This window comes from Micromonospora sp. SL1-18, assembly GCF_047921505.1.
In the GTDB taxonomy this organism is placed as follows: domain Bacteria; phylum Actinomycetota; class Actinomycetes; order Mycobacteriales; family Micromonosporaceae; genus Micromonospora.
The window spans coordinates 1-535 of the sequence record NZ_JBLROA010000208.1 but is presented as its reverse complement, the minus strand read 5'-3'; the positions used below and the strand labels follow the sequence as shown (position 1 = coordinate 535).

The following is a 535-nucleotide window of genomic DNA, read 5'->3' as shown; positions in this document are numbered from 1 at the left end:
GGATCCTGGCGACCTGGCCTACCGATCCTCGTAAACGCACCCCCGCCGAGTGGGAGCAGGTGCGTGCGGCGATCCCGGGCGGGGAGGGGCTGCCGCCGAGTGTCATCAAGGGCCGGACCCGGCAGGCCGCCGCGTTCCTGAACGCCAATGGTCGTCTGCCGATGGATGTGTTCGAGCTCGAAGGTGCTCCGCGGGTTCCGCGGATGCTGTTGCTGGCCGCGTGTGACCGGCAGCAGACCACCATCGAACGCAGCGACACCAAACCGGGCAGAGTGCTGCTGCGCCTGCAGTTGCCTACCCGACCGGATCCGCGCTCGTATCGGGACTGGACGTGGGTGGCCTGCCCGATCAGTCTGCCGCCCACAGTGCCCGCCTCGGCGGTGCTGCACCTGCCGACCCTGCGAGTGGTGGGCGGCAGGGTGCGCGTGGATATGGCATACACGCACCCGGTGCCGAAAGCGAAGCGCACCGGTCACACGGTGGCGCTTGGCGTGGACTGGGGCCTCAACACCCTGCTGTCCGCCGGAGCCCTGCG

At 69.7% G+C, this 535-nt stretch carries 1 protein-coding gene; it reads left to right on the top strand.

What is annotated here, in order from left to right; translation table 11 throughout:
* Nucleotides 1-59: 59 nt before the first annotated feature.
* A partial coding sequence (locus ACNAW0_RS30595) for a hypothetical protein (protein ID WP_416291516.1) occupies nt 60-535 on the top strand: 476 nt, incomplete at its 3' end.